The 24,904-nt window shown below is 40.7% G+C and carries 25 protein-coding genes; 10 read left to right on the top strand and 15 right to left on the bottom strand.

Translation table 11 applies throughout. The annotated features are described in order from the left end of the window. Positions 1 to 8 precede the first annotated feature (8 nt). Entirely contained in the window at positions 9 to 497 is a 489-nt protein-coding gene (locus SULBA_RS11910; protein WP_014770543.1) for an arsenate reductase (azurin) small subunit, read from the bottom strand. Positions 498 to 779: 282 nt separating this feature from the next. Beyond that, positions 780 to 2,060, bottom strand: coding sequence for a hypothetical protein (locus SULBA_RS11905; RefSeq protein WP_014770542.1), 1,281 nt, complete (start codon positions 2,058 to 2,060; stop codon positions 780 to 782). A gap of 153 nt (positions 2,061 to 2,213) precedes the next feature. Between SULBA_RS11905 and SULBA_RS11900 the strand changes: the two genes are divergently transcribed. From SULBA_RS11900 to SULBA_RS11865, 8 genes are read left to right on the top strand one after another with little or no spacing between them, the layout of a single operon-like run. After that, complete coding sequence (locus SULBA_RS11900) at positions 2,214 to 2,612, top strand: arsenate reductase ArsC (RefSeq protein WP_014770541.1); 399 nt, start codon at positions 2,214 to 2,216, stop codon at positions 2,610 to 2,612. Then, a complete protein-coding gene (locus SULBA_RS11895; RefSeq protein ID WP_014770540.1) occupies positions 2,609 to 3,316 on the top strand; it encodes a cytochrome c biogenesis CcdA family protein in 708 nt (235 codons plus the stop codon). The genes SULBA_RS11900 and SULBA_RS11895 overlap by 4 nt, the downstream gene beginning before the upstream one ends. Positions 3,317 to 3,324: 8 nt before the next feature. Further along, positions 3,325 to 3,738: a thioredoxin family protein gene (locus SULBA_RS12825; RefSeq protein ID WP_014770539.1), complete on the top strand. Its 414-nt coding sequence runs from the start codon at positions 3,325 to 3,327 to the stop codon at positions 3,736 to 3,738. 9 nt (positions 3,739 to 3,747) lie between these two features. Beyond that, positions 3,748 to 4,113: a rhodanese-like domain-containing protein gene (locus tag SULBA_RS11885; RefSeq protein WP_014770538.1), complete on the top strand. Its 366-nt coding sequence runs from the start codon at positions 3,748 to 3,750 to the stop codon at positions 4,111 to 4,113. Positions 4,114 to 4,118: 5 nt separating this feature from the next. After that, positions 4,119 to 4,853 (top strand): sulfite exporter TauE/SafE family protein, encoded by a 735-nt coding sequence (locus SULBA_RS11880; RefSeq protein WP_156790543.1) that lies wholly within the window; start codon positions 4,119 to 4,121, stop codon positions 4,851 to 4,853. Positions 4,854 to 4,867: 14 nt separating this feature from the next. After that, on the top strand, positions 4,868 to 5,827 hold the full coding sequence (locus tag SULBA_RS11875) for a permease (protein ID WP_014770536.1): 960 nt from the start codon (positions 4,868 to 4,870) through the stop codon (positions 5,825 to 5,827). Positions 5,828 to 5,836: 9 nt separating this feature from the next. Further along, positions 5,837 to 6,298: a rhodanese-like domain-containing protein gene (locus SULBA_RS11870; protein WP_014770535.1), complete on the top strand. Its 462-nt coding sequence runs from the start codon at positions 5,837 to 5,839 to the stop codon at positions 6,296 to 6,298. After that, positions 6,295 to 6,570 carry a thioredoxin family protein gene (locus SULBA_RS11865; RefSeq protein WP_014770534.1) on the top strand — a complete coding sequence of 92 codons (276 nt, stop codon included), beginning with the start codon at positions 6,295 to 6,297 and terminating at the stop codon, positions 6,568 to 6,570. The genes SULBA_RS11870 and SULBA_RS11865 overlap by 4 nt, the downstream gene beginning before the upstream one ends. 25 nt (positions 6,571 to 6,595) lie before the next feature. Here SULBA_RS11865 and SULBA_RS11860 read toward each other — a convergent pair whose 3' ends face one another. Genes SULBA_RS11860 through SULBA_RS11850 form a run of 3 tightly spaced genes read right to left on the bottom strand, consistent with a single transcriptional unit; the run spans position 6,596 to position 12,215 of the window. Beyond that, the gene (locus SULBA_RS11860; RefSeq protein ID WP_014770533.1) at positions 6,596 to 7,978 is read right to left on the bottom strand and encodes an efflux transporter outer membrane subunit; all 1,383 of its coding nucleotides are present in this window, start codon (positions 7,976 to 7,978) and stop codon (positions 6,596 to 6,598) included. Continuing rightward, entirely contained in the window at positions 7,968 to 11,093 is a 3,126-nt protein-coding gene (locus tag SULBA_RS11855; RefSeq protein ID WP_014770532.1) for an efflux RND transporter permease subunit, read from the bottom strand. The genes SULBA_RS11860 and SULBA_RS11855 overlap by 11 nt, the downstream gene beginning before the upstream one ends. Then, complete coding sequence (locus tag SULBA_RS11850) at positions 11,094 to 12,215, bottom strand: efflux RND transporter periplasmic adaptor subunit (protein ID WP_014770531.1); 1,122 nt, start codon at positions 12,213 to 12,215, stop codon at positions 11,094 to 11,096. 209 nt (positions 12,216 to 12,424) lie between these two features. On the opposite strand from SULBA_RS11850, the gene SULBA_RS11845 reads away from it, so the two are divergent. Both SULBA_RS11845 and SULBA_RS11840 read left to right on the top strand, forming a co-directional pair. Continuing rightward, on the top strand, positions 12,425 to 13,858 hold the full coding sequence (locus tag SULBA_RS11845; protein WP_014770530.1) for a sensor domain-containing diguanylate cyclase: 1,434 nt from the start codon (positions 12,425 to 12,427) through the stop codon (positions 13,856 to 13,858). A gap of 29 nt (positions 13,859 to 13,887) precedes the next feature. Then, positions 13,888 to 14,652 (top strand): sulfite exporter TauE/SafE family protein, encoded by a 765-nt coding sequence (locus SULBA_RS11840; protein WP_014770529.1) that lies wholly within the window; start codon positions 13,888 to 13,890, stop codon positions 14,650 to 14,652. 30 nt (positions 14,653 to 14,682) lie between these two features. On the opposite strand, the gene mnmA is transcribed toward SULBA_RS11840, so the two are convergent. The 10 genes from mnmA to cysD all read right to left on the bottom strand — a co-directional run bounded on the left by mnmA (position 14,683) and on the right by cysD (position 24,843). Further along, positions 14,683 to 15,702: a tRNA 2-thiouridine(34) synthase MnmA gene (mnmA, locus tag SULBA_RS11835; RefSeq protein ID WP_014770528.1), complete on the bottom strand. Its 1,020-nt coding sequence runs from the start codon at positions 15,700 to 15,702 to the stop codon at positions 14,683 to 14,685. Between the two features lie 90 nt (positions 15,703 to 15,792). Continuing rightward, positions 15,793 to 16,110 carry a hypothetical protein gene (locus tag SULBA_RS11830; protein WP_014770527.1) on the bottom strand — a complete coding sequence of 106 codons (318 nt, stop codon included), beginning with the start codon at positions 16,108 to 16,110 and terminating at the stop codon, positions 15,793 to 15,795. Between the two features lie 46 nt (positions 16,111 to 16,156). Further along, the gene (locus SULBA_RS11825) at positions 16,157 to 17,440 is read right to left on the bottom strand and encodes an aminotransferase class V-fold PLP-dependent enzyme (RefSeq protein ID WP_014770526.1); all 1,284 of its coding nucleotides are present in this window, start codon (positions 17,438 to 17,440) and stop codon (positions 16,157 to 16,159) included. A gap of 11 nt (positions 17,441 to 17,451) precedes the next feature. Next, entirely contained in the window at positions 17,452 to 18,720 is a 1,269-nt protein-coding gene (cobA, locus tag SULBA_RS11820; protein WP_014770525.1) for a uroporphyrinogen-III C-methyltransferase, read from the bottom strand. Beyond that, on the bottom strand, positions 18,717 to 20,999 hold the full coding sequence (locus tag SULBA_RS11815; RefSeq protein WP_014770524.1) for a sulfurtransferase TusA family protein: 2,283 nt from the start codon (positions 20,997 to 20,999) through the stop codon (positions 18,717 to 18,719). The genes cobA and SULBA_RS11815 overlap by 4 nt, the downstream gene beginning before the upstream one ends. A gap of 172 nt (positions 21,000 to 21,171) precedes the next feature. Further along, positions 21,172 to 21,576: a M67 family metallopeptidase gene (locus SULBA_RS11810; RefSeq protein WP_014770523.1), complete on the bottom strand. Its 405-nt coding sequence runs from the start codon at positions 21,574 to 21,576 to the stop codon at positions 21,172 to 21,174. After that, entirely contained in the window at positions 21,573 to 22,379 is an 807-nt protein-coding gene (locus SULBA_RS11805) for a HesA/MoeB/ThiF family protein (protein ID WP_014770522.1), read from the bottom strand. The genes SULBA_RS11810 and SULBA_RS11805 overlap by 4 nt, the downstream gene beginning before the upstream one ends. After that, positions 22,376 to 22,582, bottom strand: a complete 207-nt coding sequence (gene thiS / locus SULBA_RS11800; RefSeq protein WP_014770521.1) for a sulfur carrier protein ThiS — start codon at positions 22,580 to 22,582, stop codon at positions 22,376 to 22,378. The genes SULBA_RS11805 and thiS overlap by 4 nt, the downstream gene beginning before the upstream one ends. Positions 22,583 to 22,591: 9 nt before the next feature. After that, positions 22,592 to 23,965: a sulfate adenylyltransferase subunit 1 gene (locus SULBA_RS11795; protein WP_014770520.1), complete on the bottom strand. Its 1,374-nt coding sequence runs from the start codon at positions 23,963 to 23,965 to the stop codon at positions 22,592 to 22,594. After that, positions 23,965 to 24,843 (bottom strand): sulfate adenylyltransferase subunit CysD, encoded by an 879-nt coding sequence (gene cysD, locus SULBA_RS11790; protein ID WP_014770519.1) that lies wholly within the window; start codon positions 24,841 to 24,843, stop codon positions 23,965 to 23,967. The genes SULBA_RS11795 and cysD overlap by 1 nt, the downstream gene beginning before the upstream one ends. Positions 24,844 to 24,904 lie beyond the last annotated feature (61 nt).

The following is a 24,904-nucleotide window of genomic DNA, read 5'->3' as shown; positions in this document are numbered from 1 at the left end:
TGTTCTCCTTAACCTACGTTATTGTTAATGCGACCAAAGATAAGCCCATCCATACCAATGGCAAAGATGTCATCACCACTGATCTCTAAAAGCACACGAGGAAGGGCCCCTGTTGCGTGACCAATAATCATTTGTCCCTCTTTTTTTGCGTCATATTTGGTGAAATGACAGGGGCATTCAAACAGTGCTTTTTCTTTGTTATAAACGGTTGGACACCCTTTGTGGGTGCAGATAATGCTGTAGGCTTTGACTTCATTGTTCACATAGACCGCTTTACACAAAGCGTTTTCATCAGGGTATGAAAAATCAAGTTCACCCGCTTTTTTGAGCTGTGCTAAAGAGCCTATTTTATGTTTTGTGTAGCCTCCATACACGGACATCTCAAAAGGGGTTTTATTGCTAGCCATAAGCGATGGTGTCGCAACTACCGCACCTAAGCTTAGGGCAGAGAATTTTAAAAATTCTCGTCTGTTGTGTCTTTTCTCTAGGCTTACCATCTGTGTCTCCTTTAGTGGAATATACTTTTTTAAGGTAATCCATTTTTTCTAAAAAGAATCTAAAAATGTAACATTAAACTATAATGATTTGTTATCAACGATTTTTTTTAAGTAGGGTAAAGATATGAAAAGCCTTGTGTGAAGCTTTAGAGGCTTACATGTAAAAGAGTGGAATTATTTTTTCGTCATTTGATGTGTGATATTTACGTTACATTTTTACACATATTAAAGTTTTAGAAGGTATATGAGTGTGTTTACATGTAAACGTGGTTTGTATGTGTTTTACCGTGAAGCAAGGGTTTTGGCTAAGGCTCTTTGAATCCTTTCGTATTGTTTGTCCAAAGGGTGAGTACTCTTTTCAGAGGTTTCAACAAAGGTTTTGGCTTCATTGTAGCGTTTTACCCACATATCTATCTCTTTGTTTTTATTGCTTAAGCGCAGATCAATTTCGTCACAGTTTCTTCGTACTTTTGTCTTTTCATTCAAAAGTGTATCTTCTTTTTTGAAGAGTTTTGTCATAAGCATTTTACGGTTAAAAATGCTCTCAACCCCATTTTCATTGAAGGTGACTTCCTCGGAGTCACTCTCATTGAGTTTGTCCATGGTACGGTGAAGTTGGAGAATTTTATCCTCTATGCTTTGGAGGATATTTTGAGCGTTTTGCATCTCTTGTAAAATTTCTTTTTGATCCATGGCAAGGGTTTCTATTTTCTTTTTAATGGTAATAAGCGCATTTTTTTTATCGTAAAGGGTTTGTTTGGCTTTTTTATGTTGGAGCATCGTGGAGCGAATGGTGGTGGTATTCCATGCGTGATTACTTTCGTCTAAAATAGGGTTGGGTTTATGGCGATTGCCTTTGGAATCTATGGTCTCATGTACACTAAAAGCGCTTAAAAATTCAATGGCTTTTTTATCACTGTTGGAGAAATGAAAGAGAATATCTTGTGAAATTTGAAGCATCATTTCATCAAAAAGTTCACGTAAAAGGTAGAAACTAAACCCTCGAATGGTTTTTAAATCTTCCAATTTAGTCTGTGTAATCACAACCGTTTCAACCACGTTGACAAGTGTGGGAATAAAAATACGTTTAAAGTGAGCAGGGGTAATTTTTCGAAAACTAAGGTTCTCTTCAATGATGTAATGCAAAAAGTCCATGATGGATTTTTTATACTCACCGTTTGGAAAAAATTGATTTTTATAGCCCTCTAGCATTGTGTTATCAATGCCACATGCTCTACGCTCCGCATTTTCTTCGCTAGTGAGTTGAAAAAAAAGTTTAATATAAATGCCCCCTTCCACAAAAATAATCAAATCATTGGGTTCGAGGTTTAAGCGTTCGCTGAGGTGCTCACGCAAAACATCTTTGTAGGAAGCATAATGTTTGGGTAGTTTGGTGGTATTCAAAAGTGCAATAATTTCTGTAAGTTCACTGTCTTCAAAACCGTAAAGCGCTTCGTGAATTTTATAGTTTTCAATGGGGAAGTTTTGAAGAAAAAGGGTTATTTTTTTTTCAACATCACTAAATTTTAGATGGTGTGATTCATTTGGGTATTCATTCATCATTTTTTCGTCATTCCGTACTAAAAGATTATGGAATATGCATTGTACCAAAAAGAGAAAACAAATGCATTGCAGAGTCTGTTATATATCAACATATCTTGATATATAACAGATACTGTGCTATGATGTTGCATTATTTACATGTAAAGGTGAGGAATGAAAAAAGTTCTGATTTTATGTACGGGAAACAGTTGCCGAAGCATTATCGCAGAAGCGTTGGTCAATGCTAAATTAGAAGGGATTGAGGCGCAAAGTGCTGGAGTAAAAGCGACGGGCAAGGTCAATGCATATGCGAAAAAGGTTTTAGAAGAGGAAGGCATTTGGAGGGATTCATACCATTCCAAAACGCTGGATGAGGTTTTACATGTAAACTTTGATTTGGTCGTGACCGTGTGCGATCATGCCCATGAAACCTGCCCGATGTTTCCTCGTCCCATTCCTAAAATTCATGTGGGGTTTTCAGACCCAGATGGAAAAGATTATGGGGCGTTTATTCTTACATGTAAAGCGATAGAAGCGGAACTTTTACCGATTATCAAAGAAAAACTTTCATGAATGTAGAGCAGATGCTCGTTGAAATGACTTCGCAGTTTGGAATATGGGCGATTGTTGCTTCCTTTGGCATCGGTCTTTTGACTTCGCTGGCTCCATGCTCCATCATCACCCTTCCCCTGCTTGCAGGCAGTGCGCTTGGTTTGTCGATGGATTTGAGTGCTAAGCAGAAAAAAGTCTTTATTTACCAATACTCCTTTTTGTTTGTTTTGGGCTTGGTGATAAGCTTTTCATTGCTGATGCTTTTTGTCTCGAAAATGGGCATGATGCTCTCGTTTGCGCCCTTTTGGGCGTATCTTTTAGCATCCCTTGCTACCTTTGTTGTGGTGGCGTATGCGCTTGGATGGATTCAAGGGTTTGATAAAGACAAGGTGGCACGAAAGTTTTTAAAGTTCAAACTTTTAGGAGCCATCATCATCGGGCTGATTTTTGGGCTGGTGAGCACGCCGTGTGCTTCAGCACCTTTGGTGGCGATTATCACCATTGCAAGTCAAAGCGGTTGGGTCTATTCGTATGCCCTTGTTTTGGCGTTTGCATTGGGGCATGGTATGTTGCTTTTGGTGGCAGGAACCTCACTTGGCTTTACACAAAGTGTCGTTTCAAGTCGCAAGATTAATAAGGTGAGTCGTGTGATTAACGGCTTTTTTGTTGTGGTTTTGGTGGGAATTGGCGTTTATTTTCTCTACCAAAGTTACCGTGTTTTTTAGGATGAGCGATGAAATATAAACAAGTGATGGTCGTTTTAGTACTTCTTTTATTTGCAGGGTGTACGTTGGAAGAAAAATCAAGCGTAGCCCTTCCTAGCGAAGGTTTGGCTGCAACGGCGTATGAGAAAATTGTTCCTATCATTGGGAAAGAAGCCGTGCTTTTGGAGTTTGGCTCTACCACGTGTGCATCGTGCGTGGAGATGGGAAAGATTTTGCGTAAAATAAAAGAGGAAGACCCCCAAAGTCATGTCTATTTTATTGAAGTGTATGATGACAAAATGGCAATGAAAAATTACGGTATACAGATGATTCCCACACAAATTTACCTCAATTCCAAAGGCGAAGAGACAGATAGGCATATGGGTGTGGCGAGTTATGAGCAGTTACGCTCAAAGCTTAAAGCGGAGAAAATTATTCAGTAGGGAGAGAAAATGGACAGTTATATTCGTAGCCTTGATATGAAAGTGATCGCACGGGACAATATAGACGCTGATGATTTTATAGCGATGTATAACAGAGGTGAGGCAATTTTACTGGATGTACGCTATGGCTTTGAGCATCACGTGTGGGGACTTCCTTTTACATGTAACATTCCTTTGAATGAATTACCTGATAGACTTGATGAACTACCTAAAGATAAAATTATCGTATGCGCCTGTCCTGAATCGTGTCGTTCCAATATTGCTAAGCAGTATTTGTGTGTGAAAGGGTTTGATGCAAAAATTCTCTCTTGCGGTCTTCTTGTTTTAATGAGTCGTCTTAAAGGTGGCAAGGCTAAAGACCTTTCTTTGAAATAATCATGATGGAATATGCGCTTTATTTTGGTGTGACATTGATTATCTCCACCCTCTTTTCTATTGGGGGGACGGGTTCAGCCGTAGCATTAATTCCGATGCTTAATTTTTTAGGGGTTGGATTTGATATTGCTAAGGCAGTTGGGTTATTTGCCAACACAGCTTCAACGATTGGTGCATCTATTATGAATGTGCTTCGCAAAAGCATTGATGTTAAGCGTACACTACCGTTTGTTTTCATGTCTGTGGCATGTTCTCCTTTGGGCGCTTATGTGTCGACACAGATTGATGTGCATTATGTCAAGATTGGGTTTGCTTTTTTTCTTCTTTTTAGTGCGACGATGATGTTAGTACAAAAAAAACAAGGCAGTGTTCGGTTTACATCCGCATGGTTTATGGTATTTATGGGGGGTGTGGTTGGTTTTTTAGGCGGACTTTTGGGCATTGGCGGTGGAGCGATTATTATCCCTTTACTGATTTATTTAGGGTATGACGCAAAGCAAACGGCTATAACGGTAAGTTTTATGATTCCTTTTTCAACCCTTGCTGCTTTTTTAACGTATGTTTATTTGATTGAAATTGATTGGATACTTTTAGGCGTTGTAGCTTTAGCAGCTGCTCTTGGTGGTGTGCTTGGGAATTATATTATGGTGTTTAAACTCAGTGTGGAACATACACGAAAATTTATTGCTTTTTCGTTGTATCTTATTGGGTTTAAAATGATGTATTCATTGATAATTTAAAAAAGGATATAACGATGTTTGATTGGTGGGAGCAGTTAAGTGCTGTGATGGTTTTTGATGGACTAGGACTTGTGAAAGGCTCACAGCTAGGCGAAGCCGTGCATTTTTTTATTTACGATACCTTGAAAATTTACATGCTTTTAGTGGCGATTATTTTTGCGGTGAGTTTTTTGCGCACCTACTTTAACACCGAAAAGGTGAGGGTCTATTTGCAAGGTAAAAGTGAGTTTAGTGGCAATGTCTTAGCCGCACTTTTTGGCATTATTACCCCTTTTTGCAGTTGTTCGGCGATTCCTTTGTTTTTAGGGTTTATGCAAGCGCGTATTCCTATGGGCATTACCTTTAGCTTTTTGATTTCAGCACCGCTGAACAATGAAATTGCCATTGCGATGCTTTTTGGTCTTTTTGGCTGGAAAGTCACAGCTCTTTACATTGGGTTTGGTCTTTTGGTGGCGATTTTAGGGGGATTTATCATTGGAAAATGTAACTTAGAAAAATACGTACTTATTCCTGTAACGCCTATGAGCGGAGATTTAGAAGAGGTACACATTCGTTTACATGTAACGAAGCGTATCAACGATGCGTGGGTTTATACCAAAGATATTTTCATAAAAATTTATCTCTACGTGCTCATTGGTGTGGGTATTGGGGCGTTTATTCATGGCTATATTCCTGCAGATTTTATTGCACGCTATGCAGGTGGTGATGCGTGGTATGCGGTGCCTTTGGCGGTTCTGCTTGGCATTCCTATGTACTCAAATGCTGCAGGGGTGATGCCTTTGATTGAAGTTTTAACCAGCAAAGGGATGCTTTTGGGCAGTGCGCTAAGCTTTATGATGGCAGTTACCGCCCTCTCTTTGCCTGAGGCGATGATTTTAAAGCGCATTTTACATGTAAAGCTTATTGGTGTCTTTTTTGGCATTGTTGGGTTTGGTATTTTGTTGGTGGGCTATGTTTTTAATGCGATTTTATAAGGGGAAACGATGAGAAAAATCATTGGAGTTTTTTTGGTGTTGGTAGGACTTTTGCAAGCGCAAACGCCTAAAGAGGTGAGTTTTGATGCCTATTTGCAAGGTTTTGGTTATGAAGAGCGCAGTGCTATGAAAATCAGAACACCCGATATGCTAGCCCTTGTGGAAGAGGGAAAAGCAGTGTTGGTGGATATTCGCTTTAAAGAGGAGTATGCGGCGTGGCATATTGCAGGCTCGCTCAACATTCCGCTGAATGAACTTCCCAAACGCTATCAGGAACTGCCAAAAGATAAACTCATTGTTACAGCGTGTCCGCACAACGACCGCTCCAATATGGCAAGGCTTTATTTAACCCTCAAAGGCTATAAGGCGGTCTATTTAAACGATGGGCTTTTGAAAACGGCTGATTTTTTGCGAGGTGAGAATGCTAAAGAGTATATGGATGAACTTAAAACGTTAAAGGAGAAAAAATGAAAATCGAAATTTTAGGAACAGGGTGTGCCAAATGTCAGGCATTAACCGAAGCAACCAAAAAAGCGGTAGCGCAAAAAGGGATTTTTGCAGAAATTGTGAAAGTGGAAGACATTATGCAGATTATGAATTATGGTGTCACGTCAACCCCTGCATTGGTGGTAGATGGTGCTGTTGTAAGCAGTGGCAAACTCTTAAATGCTGATGAAATTATTGCTCTTTTGGATTCACATAAACCTTCACAAGGCGGATGTTGTTGTGGGGGTAAATGTTAATGTAACAGGAGGGACTTCCCTCTTGCTACTGATGTTGATTCCATCCTCCACCTAAAGCTTTAAAGAGTTCTACTTGTGAAACAAGAAGGGTTTGTTTTGTGGTGGTATGGTTAAGAGACGCATTTAAAAGACTTTTTTGAGAATCAAGAACTTCAAGCCAGTTGGCTGCTCCATTTTCAAAGCGTGTTGTTGTAATGGAAAGCATTTTTTGATATGCCTTTATTTCATCTTCATGATAGAGTAGCCTGTTTTGAATGAGTGCCTCTTTAGAGAGTGCATCATAAACTTCTTTATAAGCTTTTTTAACCGTTTGTTCATAACTAATGAGCGCACTTTGCAAATCTGTTTTGGATAGTTCAACTTTGGTATTAATTTTGCCAAAATCAAAAATTGGCAAGGTAAATGTTGGTCCAAAACCCCATTTGTTAGCTGTTGGTTGAAAAAGATTACTGGAGCTTTCGCTTTGTTGTCCATAACTTCCTGTAAGGCTAATGCTGGGAAAATAAGCAGAGCGTTCTACGCCAATAAGCGCATTTTTACTGTGTAAATTCATGAGGGATTCTTGAATATCAGGTCTATTTTCCAGTAAATCAGAAGAGATACCCTGAGGAATAGTCACAGGAGATGGTAAGTGGTCGATGAGTGGTTTTTCACCATCAAAAAGTTCTTTGGGAGATTTTCCCAAAAGAATGGCTAAAGCACTTTGTTGTGTTGTTTTCGTTTCAAGAAGTACTCCTTTGCTTGCATTTGCATTATTGTATTGTGCGAGCGCTTGCGTTGCCAGAAGCTCATTAATTGTACCTGCTTGGTGTTGTTGGCTTCTGTATGTATAGCTTTGACGATAATTTTCAATACTCTCATCAAGAATTTTAATGCGCTCTTCAAGTGAGGCAAGATTTAAATAGGCTTGAATAACATCATTAATTAAGGTATTGGTTACGGTTTGGTATGCCATTTTACTTGCGAGGTATAAGGACCAATTTGATTCTGCTTGGTTACTGAGTTTTCCCCAAAAGTCTATTTCATATTGCAATGAGAGACCCAGGGAATAATCTGTATAGTTGTACCGTTTATTTTGATACGTCTCTTCACTTGTTTTCTGCCTAGATTGTGTTCCTGTGGCATTGAGGGATGGGTAGAGATTGGCATCGCTTAACCCATACATTTGCTTCGCTTTTAAAATGCGAAGGGCTGAAAGTTTAATATCATCATTGTGTGTTAATGCTTCTTCAATAAGGCGATTGAGCGTTTCATCGTTAAAAGAAGTCCACCATTTTTCGTTTACATGTAAAGCAGTCAGAGGCTTGTTGGGAAGTTCTATGGAAGGAACTTGAAGGGTTGGAGAGAGTGAGCATCCCGATAAAATAACCATTGTGAGTAATGATATGCTGATATATTTACGCTTCATTGAATCCTCCTTTAGAATAAAATTTCTCCTTCATACGCATAATAAAATAAAAGAAGAATGGTACAAAGACAATACCAATGAGTGTGAGTGTTACCATACCCCCAACAATGGTTGTTCCTAAAATATGACGACTGTTGGCTCCTGCCCCATTGCTTAGTGCCAGAGGAAGAGTTCCTGCAATAAATGCCAAAGAGGTCATAATGATAGGACGAAAACGAATTTTTGCTCCTTCAATTGTTGCACAGAGCAAAGGAGTACCACTTTTGATACGTTGCATAGCAAATTCGACCATTAAAATAGCGTTTTTAGCCGAAAGCCCCACCAACGTTACAAGCCCAATTTGGAAATAAATATCGTTTTGTAACTCCCATGTGAGTGTGAAAAGTGCTGAGCCAAAAAGAGCAAAAGGAATGGCAAATAAAACTGCAAAAGGAATAGTCCAACTTTCATAAAGAGCTGCTAGAATTAAAAAGACAAAGACGATGGCGTAAATTAAGGCATTATTTCCTTCTTTTTGGAGGCGTTTTTCTTGAAAAGAAGCTCCTCCCCATTCTAGGGTATAGCCATTTGGTAAAATTTCTTGAGCAATGTTTTCTATGATCTGCATCGCTTCTCCTGAGGTATATCCAGCAGCAGGTTCTCCTAAGATTTGGGCTGCTTGAAACATATTAAAACGTTGCGTTACACTTGGATTGACGATAGGTGTTAAGGTAGCAAGAATACTTATGGGGATAAGATTTCCATCGCTTGAGCGGACAAAGACATCACTATAATTATCAACCCCTTCTCGAAATAAGTGTGTTGATTGAAGATTGACTTTGTAGGTACGACCAAAAAGATTAAAATCATTTACATAGACATTTCCAAATGTAGCTTGAAGGGTGGTATAAATATCTGAAATTTCGACATTGTATGCTTTTGCTTTTTTAGTATCGACAGAAATAGCGTATTGTGGGACATTGGTGTTGAGCGTTGTTCGAACAGCTTTTAGTTCTTCTCTTTGCGAAGCTTTTTGAACGATTTCTTTTGCGTAATGGCTAAGCGCACTGTATCCTGTTCCTGTACGATTTTGTATATAGAGTTCAAATCCACCTGTAACACTTAGCCCCATAATGGGTGGTGGTGTTACAGCCACAATGCGCGCTTCTTTATTTTTTGAAAATTGTGTGGTTAGTGTTTTGGCAATAGCATCTAAGCTTTGATTGGCATCTTTTCTTTGACTCCAATCAACCAAGCGTATATAACTGTATCCTGCATCGGTTTTATAAGCCTTAGAACTAAAATCGGTTCCTGAAAAGCCACCTACTTTAGCAACCAGAGGGTTATTTAGGGCTATGGAAGCAATCTCTTGATTGACGGCGAGTGTTCGGCTAAGTGAAGCACCAGGAGGAAGTGTACTGACGGCAAAAAAAGTGCCTTTATCTTCCTTCGGAATTAGTCCTGTTGGAATTTTTTGCCAAATAAAGTATGTGGCCATTAGCATAACGCCAAAAAGAAGAAGCGTTATAAAACTAAAACGAATTGTACGCTGAACAATACTTCCAAATCTTTCTGTTAATGCATGAAAAAAATGATTAAATTTTTGGATAAACCAAAAGGGTTTATGTGTTTCATGTTTCAAAATTAAAGCACACAAAGCAGGTGTTAACGTGAGTGCGATAAGCCCTGAAATGGAGACAGAAATAATGAGCGTGATAGCAAATTGTTTGGACATGACACCACTCATACTGTTGGAAAAAACCGATGGCATAAACACAGCACAAATCACCAATACAATGGCAATCACAGGCCCTGTAATTTCGTGCATGGCTTTAATGGTCGCTTGCTTAACGTTCATTTCGCCTTGTTTTAAAATACGTTCTACATTTTCAATGACAATAATGGCATCATCGACCACCAGTCCAATTGCAAGGGTGAGACCAAAAAGCGTTAGAAGGTTAATAGAAAATCCCATAGCGTAAAATCCCGCAAAGGTTCCAACAATAGAGACTGGAATTGCTAAAAGAGGGATAATGGTTGCTCTTATATTCCCTAAAAAAAGATAAACGACCAACACAACAAGAACAACCGCTTCTAATAAAGTCATAATAACTTCTTTAATAGAAGCTCTTACAAAGGTTGTGGGATCATAGGCTGCATCAAGCTGTAAATCACTTGGAAAATTTTTTGAGAGTTCGGCAATTTTGTCATCTAACTGCTTGGAAACATCTAAAGCATTTGCTTGTGAGGTTAAGAAAATTCTAATAGCAGACATAGGTTTGCCATTAAAAAGGCCTGCAAAAAAGTAACTCTCAGAGCCCAACTCTACCGTAGCAACATCGCCTAATGTTAAAGTCGAACCATCAGGATTTGCTTTTAGAATAATTTCTTTAAACTCTTCTGGTTTTTGAAGTCTCCCTTGCGATGCGATGGTATAGGTAAAAGAAGCTGTTTGGCTGATGGGTTCTTGTGCTATTTGCCCAGAGGGATATTTTTCATTTTGGTTTTTAATGGCACTGAGGACTTCCATGGTTGTGATTTGATAGAATGAGAGTTTTTGTGGATCAATCCATATACGGATAGAATAATCTTTATTGCCAATAATACTAGCATCTGCAACACCAGGAATACGTTTAAACTCTTCAATAATATTGTTAATTGCATAGTTGGCAATATAAGTAGTGTCGTGAACATTTTCTTTGGATGTAAGTGCTATAACACGTAGTACATCAGGTGATTTTTCAGTTACATCAACCCCTTGTCGTTTAACTGCGTCAGGGAGTTTATTAGAAGCCATTTGGACACGGTTATTGACATCAATTTTTGCTTGGGCAATATCGGTTCCCACTTCAAAAAAGAGGTAGATATTAAATGCGCCACTAGGAGAAGTTGTAGAAACCATATAAATCATATTTTCTAATCCATTGAGCTGTTGTTCAAGCGGTGACGCAACTGTTTCTTCTAATGTTTTTGCATCCGCTCCTGGATAGGTTGTGGAGAGAATAATTTGTGGAGGGACAACATTTGGGTATTCTTGCACTGGCAGTATCCGAATTGAAACAATACCCGCAATAAGGATAATAAGCGAAATAACAGAAGCAAAGATGGGGCGTTCAATAAAGAATTTGGAAAACATCTATTTTCCTTCTTTGTTAATGATTTTATCAATTTTTACAGGCGTATCTTGTTTGATTTTGAGAAGATTATTGACAATGAGTATATCCCCCTCTTTTAACCCTGCTTCGATAATGGCATTGCCATGACTGACTTCCGCTGTTACAACATTTTTAAGAATAGCTTTATTGTTTTCGATGATATATACGTTGGTTCCCAAAGGATTTTGTACTAAAGCCTTTTGTGGAATTTGAACGACATTTTGTCGCACAAGACCTATTAGCGAAATGGTTACAAACTGATTTGGAAGCAGTTCTTTATGAGAATTTTGAAAGGATGCTCTGGCTTTTAAAGTGCCAGTTTTGGCATTGATGGTGTTATCAATAAAATCAACTACGCCTAACTCTTTGTATGCTGTTTTTCCAAGCAGGAGAGAGGCTTTGAGTTTTCCTTCTGTTGGATGCGCCCATGTCCCATTTTTAATGGTGTATTTTTCTTTGAGAAGGTCACTATTTGGAATAGCGAACTCTACATGTAAAGGATCAATTTGAGTAATTTCTACCAGGGGTGTCCCCTCTGTTACTAGCGCACTTACATCAATCAGTTTTGCACCACTATATCCATTTATTGGCGATTTAATGGTCGTTCTCTCTAAATTAATAGTCGCAATATCCAAGGAAGCTTTTGCACTTTCTAACGCACTTTTTGCACTCTCGTATGCCCAGTAAGCGGTATCTTTGTCTTGTTCGCTGGATGCGCCTTTATCAAAAAGAGTTTTAATACGATTCCACTCCTTGCTTGTTTTTTGTACTTGAATCTCTTGTAAGGTAACATTGGCTTTTGCCAGCTTCTGTGCTGCACGATAACTATCAGGCTCTATTTGATACAAAATATCTCCCTTTTTAACAAAGTCACCTTCATTAAAAAATTTTTCAAGCAATATTCCATTGGCTCTGGCTTTGAGTGTTGTAGTTTGAGAACTGAGTGTTTTTGCTGGATAGGTTAGGGTAATAGCTTCTTCTTTAGGAGCGCCTACTTTAAAAACATCTACAGGAATCAATGTTGGGGTTCCTTCTGCATAGGAAGACGCTGAAGCACATGTGATTAATAGGTAAAAAAACAATTTTTTGGTGGGAGCAAACATTTTATTTCCTTTAAAATAACCTAGTACAATGTTATATATACTCATATTAACATATGTAGATATTTATTGTTGGCGTTAGTTTAGCATGGTTCGTGTTAACGAATATTAATTAAGACTATTTTTTGCATAAAATTATTTATTAATTTTTTTTGACAAACAATGCAGTGAAATCGTTTTGTGTTATACTCTCTCCTTATAAAGGAGAGAGGATGCAGTTAAAAACAAAAGTGGTTTTAACCATAGCGGGTTTATTGCTCGGCGTTTCACTGGTGGGTTCTTTTTTTAATTACCTCAAAAATGTACGAGACACGCAAGCACAACTGCAAAACACCTCTTTACCTCTCTCGGTAGATAACATCTACACGGAGATTCAGCAACGTATGATTGAGCCTCTTTTGGTTTCATCGCTCATGTCCCATGACACGTTTTTGCGTGATTGGATTATGGAAGGGGAGGCTGATATGAACGGTATTGTGCGTTATCTAACGCAAATTCAGCAAAAATATGACATTTTTACCACGTTTTTGGTCTCTGATGTCACGAAAAATTATTACCATCCTCGGGGCTTAATTGATGTGGTCAATGACCAAAACAGTGCGGATGCATGGTATTTTCGTTTTAAAGATCAAGCAGAACCGTATGAGATTAATTTGGACTACAACGCTCATTTAAGCGATACACTTATTATGTTTATTAACTACAAAGTGATGAATTATAAAAATGAGATGATTGGTGCTACGGGCGTGGGTGTACGGCTGGTGAACATTGAGCAGATGCTCAGTTCCTTTAAAGCAAGGTACAAATACGATGTCTATTTTATTGACACAAAGGGTGAGCTAACGCTGTACGCACAAGAGTTAAATAAGCGGGGAAATATCGCTAATATTGAGGGATTAAAGAAAATTCAAGAGGCTATTTTTAGCGGAAAACAGACCCAATTTGAGTACAAGGATAAAGCGGGCGAGTACCTTTTAAACACCAAATACATCGACAAACTCAAACTCCATCTTTTTGTGGAAATCAATAAAAAAGAGTATTTAAACGAGATTCAAAAGACCTTTTATCTCAATCTTATCATGTCGCTTTTGGTCACGTGTTTGGTGATTGCGATTATTCTCTATACGATTAATATTTATCAAAAACAGTTGGTACAATTGGCGAGTGAAGATGCGCTCACAAGCCTTTCGAACCGAAGAACTTTTAATGAATCCTTTGAGGCATTTTATAAATTGCACCAAAAAGGGCTTAAAAAAATCACCCTTTTATTGATTGATATTGATGATTTTAAAGAGGTGAATGACCTTTTTGGGCATTTGGTCGGTGATGAAACGCTGGTACGTGTCGCACAACTTTTACAAGCACACGTGCGTTCTAGTGATGTTGTGGCACGTTGGGGTGGCGAGGAGTTTGCCATTTTACTCCTTGATGTGGAGAAAGAGCACGCCAAAGAGATTGCACAAAAAATATGCCAAGCAATACAAAACGATGCTTTCTTTTTGGAGCGTTTGCGCAAACCTTTGACATTGAGTATTGGTGTGGGTGAGCTCAGCAACTTTGAGAGTCAAGATGGATTGGTGCATAAAGTGGATAATGCTTTATATGAGGCAAAAAAAGCAGGTAAAAATCAAGTAGTTGTGGTTTAACACATACTATTTACATGTAAAGGTGCACTATGGAACTTTTTCTTGTTGGCAGTGTTGCTCTACTGGCTTCTTTACTGACTTTTTTTTCGGGCTTTGGATTGGGCACACTTCTTATGCCCATTATTGCACTTTTTTTCCCTCTGCCTCTTGCGATTGCTATTACGGCTATCGTTCATTTTTCCAATAATCTTTTGAAATTTTTTCTTCTTGTGAAGCACAGTGATATTTCTATTTTATTGCGTTTTGGCTTACCTGCGGTTATTTTTTCTTTTTTGGGCGCATGGAGTTTAGAGCGTTTAAGTGTGTGGGAATGGAGTTTTGCCTATAGCATTTTGGGTGTTGCCTGTACAATAACCCCACTTAAATTCATCATTGGTGTGGTGATAGCACTTTTTCTTATCCTCGAATCAAGCGCTACTTTGCATCTTCCAAACGCCTTTAAAAAACTTTGGTTGGGTGGCGCTTTAAGCGGTTTTTTTGGGGGATTGAGCGGGCATCAAGGCGCTTTTCGTAGCCTTTTTCTTACCCAAAACGCACTCTGTAAAGAGGTCTTTTTAGCCACAGGTGTGAGCATTGCGGTGGTAGTGGATCTCTCCCGTCTTAGTGTGTATGCCAAGCATTGGGAGAGTGCACTTACACAATGGCAGATGATTGTGGTGGCAATTGTGTGTGCTTTTGTGGGGACGTTTATTGGCAAACAGTATCTTCAAAAAGTGAGCATTGAGTTTATTCGTACGGTGGTGGCGTGGATGTTAGGAAGTGTTGCGGTTTTATTGATTGTAGGCATTTTGTAGCATTACATGTAACGCTACAAAATAAGCTGCTTACGCTTCTATCCAGCCTCCGCCTAAGACTAAATCTTCTTGATAAACCACAAGGGCTTGACCGCTGGCAAGTCCATACACACCCTCTTCAAGTTCAGCGATGATTTTATCACCCTCGATTTTCACATGGGCTTTGACTTGTGGGCTTCGGTAGCGAACTTTTACCCCATACGTCCCCTCTTTAAAATCCTCACCTAAGGAGAAGTTTTGTGCTATGACTTGTTTTTGGAGTAACTCCTCTTTAGTACCTGCAATAACCGTGTTGCTCTTCGCATCAATGCCTACCACAAAATGAGGGTCATGCGCACCGTTGATGGTTAAGCCTTTTCGCTTTCCAATGGTGTAGTGCATGTAGCCTTTATGCTCTCCAATCACTTTTCCGCTTGTATCTTTCACCACCCCTTTTTGGTCAACATCGAGGTGTTTTTTTAGAATATCAATGTACGTATCGGTGACAAAACAAATTTCTTGCGACTCTTTATAGGTTTCTAAACTTCCAAGCCACGGCAGTTTTTCTAGGGCAATGGGTTTAATGTCCTCTTTTTTCATCTCGCCTAGTGGGAAAATGATTTTTTCAATCACCTCTTTTTTAAGACCAAAAAGAAAGTAACTCTGGTCTTTGCTCATGTCATAGGCTTCTTGAATATGCCCATTTTTCACTCTGGCGTAATGCCCTGTGGCAATTTTTTCACAGCCAAATTCTAAGGCTTTTTGAAAGGCAAAGCCAAACTTCATCTTAGGGTTACAAAACGCACAGGGATTTGGCGTAAGTCCTTGCTCATAAGAGCGCACAAAGTAGTCATAGACATGCTCTTTAAAAAGGGCTTTTGCGTCAATGATGTGGGTTTCAATGCCCAAATGCTGGCTTACTTTTTCAATGTTGGCAATGTTAACGCTGTGTTTTTTCTCATCGTCATGCAGTTTGAGGTAAATCCCCACCACTTCATGACCTTCTTCTTTGAGTAAATAAGCGGAGTAGCTTGAATCAATTCCTCCGCTCATCAGTAGTGCAATTTTCATAGTTATATCTCTTTTATTTACATTTTCGACGTCTAAAGAGTAAAAGTCTTTACGTTTCGTGTTGGCCCAAAAATAGGACACCATTTATTTTTAATCACGTGTTGGTTGATTGCAATCTTGAAATTTTTCAAAAGTAGCTTCATTCACATATTTAACAAATCTTGCAATATAGTCTGGATTTTCACAAGTTGAACCATCTTCTAATTCGTAAAACCCTTCTTCTGCATGTTCAAATAAATCTTCAAAATAAGGTAAGGTAATTTCTTCATTGTTATTTTGTTTTGTAACACAAACAGTATTTAAATTGTAAGATATGATTTTCCCAAAATAGACTTCTTTTGCTTCTGTCCCATCCTCTAAAATAGTGCGTATAGAAACAAGTATGACTTTGTTTTTTAAATCTTCCACTCCAGAATCTCCTTATTTACCGCATGTTTTGTTTCATTGTCTATTATTAAAAATCAAGCAGATACGGTTTCTCGGAAGCTGCTTCATCACTTGCCACAGCTTGCTCTTCTTTAAAGAGCGCTTGATCCATATCTTCAATCAAATCTTCCACATCTTCAATACCCACGGAGAGACGTATCATCCCCTCATTGAGTTCGTACGCAAGGCGTTGCTCTTCAGGATACTCCGCATAAATCGTATGGTACGGCGCAATCGCCAAAGATTTGTTATCTTGAATGTTGGTTCCTCTGCGAATCAGTTTGAGTTTGTTTAAAAAGGCATAAGCACTTTTTTTATTGGCTAAACTAAACGTGACAATCGCCCCACCTCCGCTAAACTGTTTCGTGGCATTTTCGTAGGAGCGTGAAGCTTCTAAGAGAGGATAATCAACACGGCAAACCTCGCTTTTGGTTTGCAAATGTTTGGCAACCACAAGGGCATTTTCGCAACTTCGCTTCACTCGTAAATCCAGTGTCTCTAGTCCCAAAGAGAGAAGGGCTGCACTTTGAGCAGTGAGCGTTGCACCTAAATTGCGAAAGGTCTCTTTACGCAAGCGTGCCATAAGTGCATTGGGACCAAATTTTTTACAATATGGCGCTAGGTTTGCATGGTTTTGCCACTCAAACGTTCCATTATCGACAATTAAACCACCCAAAACATGACCGCCACCGCTTAAGTATTTGGTTGCAGAGATGATTTCCACATCTACGCCATGTTTTTTCGCATCAAAAATGTTCCACGGTGTCATCGTGGTATCGACAACAAGAGGCACATGGTGTTCACTCAACACCGCTTTGATGGCTTCAAAATCAGGCACAATGAGTTGAGGGTTACTTACACTCTCGCAAAAAAGAAGGCGAGTTTTTTCATCGATGTTGGAGCGGATTTCCTCGAGATTGTTCACATCTACAAAGCGCACTTCCACACCAAAATCACTCAAAAGTGTCTGGAATAAAGAGAGCGTGTTGCCAAAAAGATACTTCGTGGTGATGATATTATCGCCATTTTTCAAAAGCGCAAACAAGGCGTTTGAAATTGCCGCCATCCCTGTTGCTGTTGCAATAACACCCAATGCACCACTGATAGCTTTGATTTGTGTTTCTAAGGCTTCAATGGTAGGGTTTGAGGAGCGGGTGTAGACATGCCCCATTTTAAAGCCCTTAAAAACGGCTTCCAACTCTTCTGCTTTTTCAAATTCAAAGGCGGAGCTTTGATAAATTGGAAAGCGCATTGCGCCATGAACATCGTTTTGAATTGGTTTGCTGTGCAGTGCTTTGGTCGTAAATCCCATAAGAATCCTCTTTACATGTAAATAATTTTACCGCTATTTGCAGAAGCGATAATGTTCTCACGTGCGACGCACTCACCGATAATCAGTACGGCTGGGGTGGAACATAAAGCAGCCATTTTATCTAAATTTGCCACAGTTCCCACAATGGTGACTTGATTGGGCAAGTCAATTTTTGAGACAAATGCTGCAGGGGTGTTCGCATCAATTCCCTCTTTAGCAATAGCGTCTTGAATTTTTTTGGCAAAACTGTGTGCCATTAAAACGATGACGGTATGAAGCGGTTGGCGAATGAGCGTAATCCACTCATCGTTAAAAAGGCTCTCCCTAAGGTGTGCTGAGACGATGCTCACCCCTTTGGAAATATCACGAATGGTCGGCACAATGCCAGAGACCGTACACGAGCGAAAGGCAGAACTGACACCGTTTATGACTTCAAATTCAATGCCGTGTTCTTTGAGCGTTTGCTTCTCTTCTCCCAAACGTCCAAACAAAAGTGGCTCACCCCCTTTAAGCCGTCCTACCACCAATCCCTCTTTGGCGTATCCTACCAAAAGAGCGTTAATCTCCTCTTGCGTTTTGGAATGAAATCCCTTCTTTTTACTCACATCAACGACGTTACATGTAAGTGGAATGAGGGCACGGATTTCTTCTGAAACCAACGCATCTACAAGGGCAACATCGAGCAGTTCAAAGGCATTTAGGGCATCGAGGGTGAGATTGCCTACGTAGCCTGTGCCACATCCGATGAGAAACACTTTTCCCACACCCTCTTTGGCAATGCCACGAAGCCTTGCCAAATCACGCTCAGGTTGTTGACGCTCACGTTTGAGGCGCTCAATCAAAGAGCCTAGGTTACGGGGTAAAATGCGCTCTACTTTATCACGAATGACTTGCGCTAAGCTGGGCGAACTGCCACCGCTACTGATGGCGACTTGAATGTCATCTCGTTGGGTGAGTGCGCTAAAGTAAAAATCGCACAGCTCTGGCACATCTACCACGTTGAGCCAAAAGTGATGCAGGGGTTTGAGTGCAACTAGACGAGAGGTTACCGCTTCATTGCCTGTGGCATCAATAATCACCTCATAACCTATGGCGTCAGCATCTTCAAAGGCTTTACATGTAAAGGTTTTGGATGCAAAGTAGTCGTCCAAAACCTCTTGTGCGATGATGTCGTGTGGAAAATCAAGACTATCAAGCACTTTAGATTTTTGCGCCGCTACTTTTCCCGCACCAATGAGAAGCGTTTTTTTGGGCTTAAGTGCGATGCCAAGCGTTCTCATTTTTTGACAATCCTTACACGCCAACCCTTGCCCTCTTTTGTGGTGGCTTCTACCGTGTGTCCCTCACTTGAGACCGATTTTGGCACGTTATCAATGGGTGCGCCATCATCCAATAAAATTTCTAAAATTTCACCGCTCTTCATTTTTGAAAGCTCCATTTTGGTTTTGACAAAGTTCATCGGACATGCCACGCCGCTTAAGTCTTTAAAGTGGGCTGATTTTTCAGGTTGCGCTTGTGCACTTGCCGCCAACTCTTTTTCTTTGGCAAATTTTAGCGTATGATCCATGCTTTCGTAAAGCTTCATCACCTCTTCGGCAAGTTCGATTGATTTTTCATCCGCATCGCCTTCTAGCATGGTGCCAAAGTAAGCATTAAGAAGCGTGGTGTCGATAAAATGGGTTTTGAAGGCTTTAAGCACACCTGCTTTATCACGTGCATCCTCTCCACGTGTGACGAGTAGCATACGAGCGGCTAAAAGACGAATCAACTCATAGTCTTTTTCCTCTTTCTCAAGTGCTTCTTTAAGTGCTTTTTTATCGGCTTCGATAAGGTCATACATACCTGCACTACACTCACCTGTTCCTCGACCTTTGAGTGAGAAGAGTTCAACCGCGTCGTAGTCAAAGTAAGGGTTTTTATCCTCTTTGAACGAAGGAATATCGACGTATTTTTTACTGATTTCGGTAATAATTGCTAATCCACCATCGTCAATCCAGTCTGCAAAACTCTCATAAGCCTTTACATGTAAAAGCCATGTATCCAAAACTTCTTCCACAAAAGCAGGAACATGAAAGGCTGCAACATCACCTGCTTTTTGGGCGTACACACTTCCATCGCCATGGGTGCGTGAACCTGCTACGACGTTGTAGGCAGGGTAGGAGTAGCCCTCATTGCGTTGGACTTTTCCGAAAAATCCAAGATCGCCGATGAGGTGTTTGCCACAACTGTTTGGGCAACCCGATAAATGAATCTTAAAGCCTTGAAGGGCGTCATAGTCACGCTCATCGATGAGTTTATTGAGACGTTTTTGAATCGCATCCACCGCGCCACGAGGACGCGCGATGCCAAGCTGACAGGTTGCCGCTCCCGTACATGCGACCATATCGCCAAAGAGCGTTGGTTTAGAGACTTCCACAGAAAATTTTTGCAAGATGTCGTGCAAACTTGCCATTTGAGGCGCTGTGAGGTTGCGAATGTAAAGGTTTTGATCGCCTGTAAAACGAAGCACATCTTCACCAAAGGGTAAAAGTGCATTGGCAAGGTTGCGTGCGTTTTCAAAGTGAATATCACCCAAATGCACAGGCACTTTACAGCCATAAAGCCCTGCTTGTTTTTGGGCGTAAACGTAACGATTCCACCATTTTTGAATGTTTGTAGGAACGCTAAATGGCTCATGCGTGGTGTCACCCACCGTTCGCTCGATTTCAGTGATGGGCATCTCCCAATCGCCCTTAGCTCTAAGGTCATTTAGTTCCACTTCTAAAAGTGTGTTAAATTCTTCAAGACCCAAATCTTCAAATAAAAAGCGAAGGCGTGCGGCATGTTTGTTTTTGCGGTTGCCGTATTTGTCAAACACTTGTTTGATGGCTTGCGAGTATAAAAAAACTTCGGTGTCGGGTACAAACTCACGCAACAGTGTTCCTAAGCGAGACTTCGCACCCATACCACCAGCGGTGAAGAGCTTAAAGCCTTTGATGCCACCGTGAATTTTAGCGATAAAGCCTACGTCATGGATGGTTGCATAACCACGGTCTGCCTCAGAACCACTAAACGTGATTTTAAATTTTCGTGGAAGTGCGAATGAATCTTTTTGCTCTAACATTTTAGAGGTCATCGCAAGAGCGTAAGGAGAGACATCAAAGACTTCATCTTGCGCTGTGCCTGCAAGTGGGTCAGCCATCACGTTACGCACGGTATTTCCTCCGCCACCTCTGCCGCTTAAATCAATACTGTGCAGGGTTTCGATAATACTGATAATATCTTCGATTTTGACATAATGCAGCTGTGCGCCACCACGGGTGGTGATGTGAATGGCTTCATGTGCGTACTTTTGGGCTAAATCCGCTAAAGTCAACAGTTGTTTAGGTGTTAGGATACCACCTGCTAGTTTAATGCGCACCATAAAGGTATTGGCGGCACGTTGCTCATAGACACCAAAAGGGACACGCATGGTTTTAAAGGTCAGCTCATCGAGTGTGCCTGCTAAAAAATCAGCATGGTTTTTTTTAAATGTGGCAAGGTCATCATAGACCATTTGGGGGATTTCGTATCTGCTCATAATCGTAACTCCTTATTGTTACATTAGAGAGTTCTTGTAGAACTCTTAACACGTTTTTAAAGCAAAGCTTCAAAAACTACGCTAACACTGCGTTCTCTTCGGCAGAGTGCCCACGCACCCTTGGTGCTTTTTAATAAAAAAATCGCTTTGTGTTCTCTTTTATGCGACTTCATCACACCTCTAAAATAATTTCAATTTCTTCAATTTCAACCGTTTTATTTTTAATCAAAAATGACTTCACATCAGGCTCTATCCCTGCCAGTGAGATAATGACATAACTCACATTAGGATCAAACGCCAAACGAATGTCTTCCTCGCTTGGGCGTGCGGGGGTTTCAGGATGTGAATGGTACACACCGATTAAGCGAAGCCCCTCTTTTTGCGTCTTTTTAAAGGCATCAAATTGCTCCTGTGGGTCAAAGCTAAAGTGTTCGTTGCTTTCATCGGTGTTTCTCATAGGAATCGCATACTTCACTTCGCCATTAATCCCTGCTAAATAACCACACGCTTCAATGGGGTTGTCTTTGAGTGCGTGGAGAACCATCTCGTTGTACGCACTTTGTGGAATTTTTATCATAATTTTGCCTCACAGACCACGGCTTCATAGTCTTTAATTTCCTTTATTCCATGCTCACCGCACACCCGACACTTTGGATTTTTCTTAAAATTGACGTTTCTAAAGTTCATGGTTTTTGCATCAAAACTTAAAAGTCTGTTGTACAACGGCTCACCCACACCCACGATGTATTTCAGCGCTTCTGCGGCTTGAATGGTTCCTAGCATTCCAGCAACTGCGCCTAAGATACCTGCACTCGAACACGTTGGAATGGCATTGGCTGGTGGTGGGCTATCAAACACACATGCGTAACATGCACTCTCGTTGGGTTTAATCGTCATGGTTTGTCCACCAAAACGTAAAATACCACCGTGAGAATAGGGCACGTTTGCCAAAACACACGCATCATTAATCAAAAACTTTGATGAAAAATTGTCCGTTCCATCGATAACAAAATCATAGCCTTTCACAATGTCCAAAATGTTGGAAGCGTCTAAAAATTTTTGATAGACCGTGACTTTCACATTGGGGTTAATCGCTTCCATCTTCGCTTTGGCGGAGAGCACTTTGGGTACGTTTACATCGGCTGTGGTGTGAATGACTTGACGCTGAAGATTGCTTAAATCCACCACGTCGCCATCGACGATGCCAATTTCTCCCACACCCGCAGCGGCTAAGTAGAGTGCCACAGGAGAGCCAAGTCCGCCTGCACCAATGACTAAAACTTTAGAATTGGCAATTTTCTCTTGCCCTTCAATACCCACATCTTGTAAGATAATGTGACGTGAATAACGCTCTAATTCCTCATCGCTAAACTCTCTCATGCGCCACCTCCCATGAAGTATAAAAAGTTAATCTCATCACCCTCTTTAAGCACAACACTTTTGTGTTCGTCTTGTCTTACAAATTCATCGTTGAGTTGTACCGAAACCATGTCAGGTTGTTCAACATTTTCAATAATGAGTAATTCTGGCAAGCTAATAGCCTCTTTTATCTCTTTTGTTTCGCCGTTAATTATAAGTTTCATTGACTATCCTTAGTTAAATTGGTGTGGAAAATGTTTACGAAGAAGCGCAAAAAGCTCCTCTTCAAACTCAGCACTAGTACTCGCTTTGTCGACCAAAACATCGCTTACATGTAACGCTTTGGTTCGTCTTGTTGTGTATTGTTCCAACACTTCGGTGATGATGCCCCCGCCTGCAATGTCAAACTCATCAACAATGACAAAACGCCCCAGCTTTTGGTTGTCGCAAAAAAGTTCCATCGCCAAAAGGTCATGCACCCTAAAGATGACACACGCTGCTTCATGGCGTGAGACATGGGGTTCATCATCGCTATCAAGTGTGTCGCCATCAATCACCCGTTTAATCTCTTCAAGATAAATCGTACTTTGCGCTGAGCCTATCTTGATTTTATAGGGCTTATTGAGCTCCAACGGTCGTGCCCCTAGCCAAAAAAGATTCGCCTCAAAACGGTTACTCACCTTTGGTGCACTCTGGTCTGCTCTGGCGACCACTTCACCGTTTTTCACATAAATTTGAGTTTGAAGGGTAAATCCCACCGCCTCACTCTCTTTAACACTGGTTTTCACTTCTGTGTTAAAACTCTCAATACTCGCCACACGTGAGCGTTTGAGCGAAGGGTAAAAGATGACTTCATCGTTTACATGTAATTCACCACTACTCACCGTTCCTGCGTAAATACGCCTATCATCGTTGTCACGGGTAAACTTGTAGACATCTTGCAGAGGCATTCTAAAATGCTCTGCCTCTTTTTCTTCAATGCTCTCAAAGCTATCTAACACTTCAAGAACCGTTTTGCCTTTATACCACGGTGTTTGCGGGGCATGTTCAATCAAGTTGACGCCACCACGAGCGCTGATAGGGATAAAAATCTCCGCCTTAACACCAAGGGTTTCTAAATATTCGGTGTACTCCACTTTGAGTTTGGTAAAAGCAATCTCGCTAAAGTCCACCAAATCCATCTTATTGACCACAACAGCAATTTGCTTGATGCCTAAAAGGGAGAGCAACATGCCATGGCGTTTGGAGTTCTCTGCCACACCCTCTTTAGCATCAATAAGAAGCAAAGCCGCCTCCGCACGTGAAGCACCGCTGATCATGTTTTTCAAAAATTCGATGTGCCCAGGAGCGTCAATGATGATGTACTCTCGTTTTTGACTTTGAAAAAAAACACGTGCACTATCAATCGTGATGCCTTGCTTTTGCTCATCGGCTAAGGCATCAAGCAAGAAGGCGTACTCAAACGGACGTGCATTGTTTTCACACATCTTTTTCACACTCTCTAGTTTTCCTTGTGGCAATGAGTCGGTATCGGCAAGAAGCCGTCCGATGAGTGTGCTTTTGCCGTGATCGACGTGTCCTGTGATGACAATATTGAGTCTTTGCATTACATGTATCCTTCTTTTCTAAGGGCTTCTAGTGTTCCACCACCGTCTTTATCTTGCGCTCTGCCTGAGCGTTCCGCAATATCTTTAAACTTCCCAGAAGTTAGCTCTTCAATAATCTCTTGAGGGTTCGTCGCCTCAGAATCGACTGGTGCCGTACATGGAAAACAGCCCAAAGAGCGGTAACGTTTGCCGTCTCCTTTGTTAAAATACAAATCAATAATAGGGATATTTTCCCTTTGAATGTACTCCCAAATATTAAGCTCCGTCCACTCTAAAAGTGGGTGAATGCGCACGTGAGTGCCTGGTGCAAAGTCCGTTTTGTACTGATTCCAAAGCTCTGGGGGTTGCGTACTGGCATCCCACTCACTCTTTTCATCACGGGCTGAGAAAACACGCTCTTTAGAACGACTTCCCTCTTCATCCGCCCTGACACCTACGATGACACCTGTGTAAGGAGCACCGTTTAATTCTTCTTCCCACTCTTTTTTATACGGGTTCCATTTACGGCGTGCCCATGTGCCATCTAAGGTGTACTTGAGCGCATCGCTTTTGAGTTTTTTACAGCAACTAAGGCGGTCTAATCCGTTCACAAACGTTTCGCCTTTGGCTAGGGCTTCTTTATTTTGTCCCACGACCAAGTTTAAATCCCATTGAATGGCAATTTCATCACGGTAGCGAATCATCTCGGGCACTTTAAACGCCGTATCAATGTGCACCAACGGGTAGGGAACGTGTCCAAAAAATGCTTTTCGTGTCAACCATAAAAGTACGGTGCTATCTTTACCAATACTCCAAAGCATGGCAAGATTTGGGAAGCTTCGATACGCTTCACGTAAAATGTAAACACTCTGTGCTTCGAGTCTGTCTAAATGGTTCATTAGTAAAATCCTTAATTGATTTTTTAATACGTATCACAAGCAAAGCTCGTGATACTACGCT

It is taken from the genome of Sulfurospirillum barnesii SES-3, assembly GCF_000265295.1.
Classification (GTDB): Bacteria; Campylobacterota; Campylobacteria; order Campylobacterales; family Sulfurospirillaceae; genus Sulfurospirillum; species Sulfurospirillum barnesii.
Note: the sequence above shows the minus strand (reverse complement) of the source record. Positions and strands in the feature narration are given on the sequence as shown.

Excerpts from the sequence above, each read along its gene's own strand:
- SULBA_RS11885 (WP_014770538.1), top strand. The coding sequence starts at position 3,748 with ATGGACAGTTATATTCGTAGCCTTGATATGAAAGTGATCGCACGGGAC.
- SULBA_RS11850 (WP_014770531.1), bottom strand. The coding sequence starts at position 12,215 with ATGTTTGCTCCCACCAAAAAATTGTTTTTTTACCTATTAATCACATGT.
- SULBA_RS11845 (WP_014770530.1), top strand. The coding sequence starts at position 12,425 with ATGCAGTTAAAAACAAAAGTGGTTTTAACCATAGCGGGTTTATTGCTC.
- SULBA_RS11910 (WP_014770543.1), bottom strand. The coding sequence starts at position 497 with ATGGTAAGCCTAGAGAAAAGACACAACAGACGAGAATTTTTAAAATTC.
- SULBA_RS11810 (WP_014770523.1), bottom strand. The coding sequence starts at position 21,576 with ATGATAAAAATTCCACAAAGTGCGTACAACGAGATGGTTCTCCACGCA.
- SULBA_RS11860 (WP_014770533.1), bottom strand. The coding sequence starts at position 7,978 with ATGAAGCGTAAATATATCAGCATATCATTACTCACAATGGTTATTTTA.
- mnmA (WP_014770528.1), bottom strand. The coding sequence starts at position 15,702 with ATGAAAATTGCACTACTGATGAGCGGAGGAATTGATTCAAGCTACTCC.
- SULBA_RS12825 (WP_014770539.1), top strand. The coding sequence starts at position 3,325 with ATGAAATATAAACAAGTGATGGTCGTTTTAGTACTTCTTTTATTTGCA.
- SULBA_RS11795 (WP_014770520.1), bottom strand. The coding sequence starts at position 23,965 with ATGCAAAGACTCAATATTGTCATCACAGGACACGTCGATCACGGCAAA.
- SULBA_RS11870 (WP_014770535.1), top strand. The coding sequence starts at position 5,837 with ATGAGAAAAATCATTGGAGTTTTTTTGGTGTTGGTAGGACTTTTGCAA.
- SULBA_RS11865 (WP_014770534.1), top strand. The coding sequence starts at position 6,295 with ATGAAAATCGAAATTTTAGGAACAGGGTGTGCCAAATGTCAGGCATTA.
- SULBA_RS11855 (WP_014770532.1), bottom strand. The coding sequence starts at position 11,093 with ATGTTTTCCAAATTCTTTATTGAACGCCCCATCTTTGCTTCTGTTATT.
- cysD (WP_014770519.1), bottom strand. The coding sequence starts at position 24,843 with ATGAACCATTTAGACAGACTCGAAGCACAGAGTGTTTACATTTTACGT.
- SULBA_RS11875 (WP_014770536.1), top strand. The coding sequence starts at position 4,868 with ATGTTTGATTGGTGGGAGCAGTTAAGTGCTGTGATGGTTTTTGATGGA.
- SULBA_RS11895 (WP_014770540.1), top strand. The coding sequence starts at position 2,609 with ATGAATGTAGAGCAGATGCTCGTTGAAATGACTTCGCAGTTTGGAATA.
- SULBA_RS11815 (WP_014770524.1), bottom strand. The coding sequence starts at position 20,999 with ATGAGCAGATACGAAATCCCCCAAATGGTCTATGATGACCTTGCCACA.
- SULBA_RS11900 (WP_014770541.1), top strand. The coding sequence starts at position 2,214 with ATGAAAAAAGTTCTGATTTTATGTACGGGAAACAGTTGCCGAAGCATT.
- cobA (WP_014770525.1), bottom strand. The coding sequence starts at position 18,720 with ATGAGAACGCTTGGCATCGCACTTAAGCCCAAAAAAACGCTTCTCATT.
- SULBA_RS11805 (WP_014770522.1), bottom strand. The coding sequence starts at position 22,379 with ATGAGAGAGTTTAGCGATGAGGAATTAGAGCGTTATTCACGTCACATT.
- thiS (WP_014770521.1), bottom strand. The coding sequence starts at position 22,582 with ATGAAACTTATAATTAACGGCGAAACAAAAGAGATAAAAGAGGCTATT.
- SULBA_RS11905 (WP_014770542.1), bottom strand. The coding sequence starts at position 2,060 with ATGATGAATGAATACCCAAATGAATCACACCATCTAAAATTTAGTGAT.
- SULBA_RS11840 (WP_014770529.1), top strand. The coding sequence starts at position 13,888 with ATGGAACTTTTTCTTGTTGGCAGTGTTGCTCTACTGGCTTCTTTACTG.
- SULBA_RS11880 (WP_156790543.1), top strand. The coding sequence starts at position 4,119 with ATGGAATATGCGCTTTATTTTGGTGTGACATTGATTATCTCCACCCTC.
- SULBA_RS11825 (WP_014770526.1), bottom strand. The coding sequence starts at position 17,440 with ATGGGATTTACGACCAAAGCACTGCACAGCAAACCAATTCAAAACGAT.